Genomic DNA, 2,409 nt, shown 5'->3' on the forward strand with positions numbered 1-2,409 from the left:
GAAGCGATCGTCAAGGGTGACGACAGCTTCGAGGCCGGCATTCCGGAGAGCTTCAACGTGCTCGTCAAGGAAATGCGCTCGCTGGGTCTGAACGTCGAGTTGAAGTCGATCGACCAGTTCGACTCAGACGGCGTCGTGATTGCGGCGGAGTAACTGCCCCTTCTCCCTCTCCCATTGGGAGAGGGAGGGAGGCGCGAAGCGCCGGAAGGGTGAGGGCGAGTTACGGCTCGCACGATCGCCCTCACCTTCCCACCGGCTTTGCCGGCGGGCCCCTTCCTCTCCCGATGGGAGAGGAGTTAAAAATTCAAGGAAGGCTGTTCACCCATGAACGAACTGACCAACTTCGCAAACCCGGTCGCCAAGCCGGAGACCTTTGACCAGATCCAGATCGGGATCGCCTCGCCGGATCGCATCCGTTCGTGGTCGTTCGGCGAGATCAAGAAGCCCGAGACCATCAACTATCGCACGTTCAAGCCAGAGCGTGACGGCCTTTTCTGCGCGCGCATCTTCGGCCCGATCAAGGATTACGAGTGCCTGTGCGGCAAGTACAAGCGCATGAAGTATAAGGGCATCGTCTGCGAAAAGTGCGGCGTTGAGGTTACCGTTTCGAAGGTCCGCCGTGAGCGGATGGGCCATATCGAGCTCGCCGCGCCTGTCGCGCATATCTGGTTCCTGAAGTCGCTGCCGTCGCGCATCGGTCTCCTCCTCGACATGCAGCTTAAGCAGCTTGAGCGCGTGCTGTATTTCGAAGCCTATATCGTGATCGAGCCGGGCATCACCCCGCTCGAGAAGTTCCAGCTGATGACCGAGGACGAGCTCCTCGACGCGCAGGACCAATATGGCGAGGACGCGTTCTCGGCCGGCATCGGCGCCGAAGCCGTGCGCATCATGCTGCAGGACCTCGATCTTGAGGGTGAGCGCAAGGAATTGCTCGAAGAGCTGGCCGTCACCAAATCGGAACTGAAGCCCAAGAAGATCATCAAGCGGCTGAAGGTCGTCGAGAGCTTCATCGATTCGGGCAACAAGCCCGAATGGATGATCCTCGAGGTCGTGCCGGTGATCCCGCCCGAGCTGCGCCCGCTGGTGCCGCTGGACGGTGGCCGCTTCGCGACGTCGGATCTGAACGACCTCTATCGCCGCGTCATCAACCGCAACAACCGCCTGAAGCGGCTGATGGAACTGCGCGCACCGGACATCATCGTCCGCAACGAAAAGCGCATGTTGCAGGAAGCCGTCGACGCGCTGTTCGATAACGGCCGCCGCGGTCGTACGATCACGGGTGCCAACAAGCGCCCGCTCAAGTCGCTGTCCGACATGCTCAAGGGCAAGCAGGGCCGCTTTCGCCAGAACCTGCTGGGCAAGCGCGTCGATTATTCGGGTCGTTCGGTGATCGTGACCGGGCCTGAGCTGAAGCTGCACCAGTGCGGGCTGCCCAAGAAGATGGCGCTCGAGCTGTTCAAGCCGTTCATCTACGCGCGCCTCGACGCCAAGGGCCTGAGCATGACGCTCAAGCAGGCGAAGAAGTGGGTGGAAAAGGAGCGCAAGGAAGTCTGGGACATCCTGGACGAGGTGATCCGCGAGCATCCCGTGATGCTCAACCGCGCGCCGACGCTGCACCGTCTTGGCATCCAGGCGTTCGAGCCCGTGCTGATCGAGGGCAAGGCGATCCAGCTGCACCCGCTGGTCTGCTCGGCCTTCAACGCCGATTTCGATGGCGATCAGATGGCTGTCCACGTGCCGCTGTCGCTGGAAGCCCAGCTCGAAGCGCGCGTGCTGATGATGTCGACCAACAACATCCTGTCGCCCGCCAATGGCAAGCCGATCATCGTGCCGTCGCAGGACATGGTGCTCGGGCTTTATTACATCACCATGCTCAAGGAAAATGAGCCTGGCCAGGGCATGATGCTGACCGACATGGCCGAAGTGCATCACGCGCTCGATTCGGGTGCCGTGACGCTGCATACCAAGATCATCGCCCGCGTTCCGCAGACCGATGAAGCCGGCAAGCCGTATCTCAAGCGCTTCGAAACGACGCCGGGCCGCATGCTGCTCGGCGAGACGCTGCCGAAGAGCCACAAGGTGCCGTTCGACATCGTCAACCGCCTGCTGACCAAGAAGGATGTCGGCGACGTGATCGATGAGGTCTATCGCCACACCGGCCAGAAAGAGACCGTGCTTTTCGCCGATGCGATCATGTCGCTTGGTTTCCGCCACGCGTTCAAGGCCGGCATTTCGTTCGGCAAGGACGACATGATCATCCCGGACGCCAAGATCCAGCTGGTCGATGATGCGCGTGCGCAGGTGAAGGACTATGAGCAGCAATATCAGGACGGCCTGATCACCCAGCAGGAAAAGTACAACAAGGTGATCGATGCCTGGAGCCGTTGCGGTGACCAGGTGGCGAACGCC

1 protein-coding gene is annotated in these 2,409 nt (G+C 61.0%); it reads left to right on the top strand.

The genetic code is table 11. The features are described 5' to 3' along the window. Nucleotides 1-324: 324 nt before the first annotated feature. The coding region (gene rpoC, locus B7Y43_RS19905; RefSeq protein ID WP_374133396.1) for a DNA-directed RNA polymerase subunit beta' at nucleotides 325-2,409 on the top strand (2,085 nt) is incomplete at its 3' end.

This window comes from Sphingomonas sp. 28-62-20 (assembly GCF_002281505.1).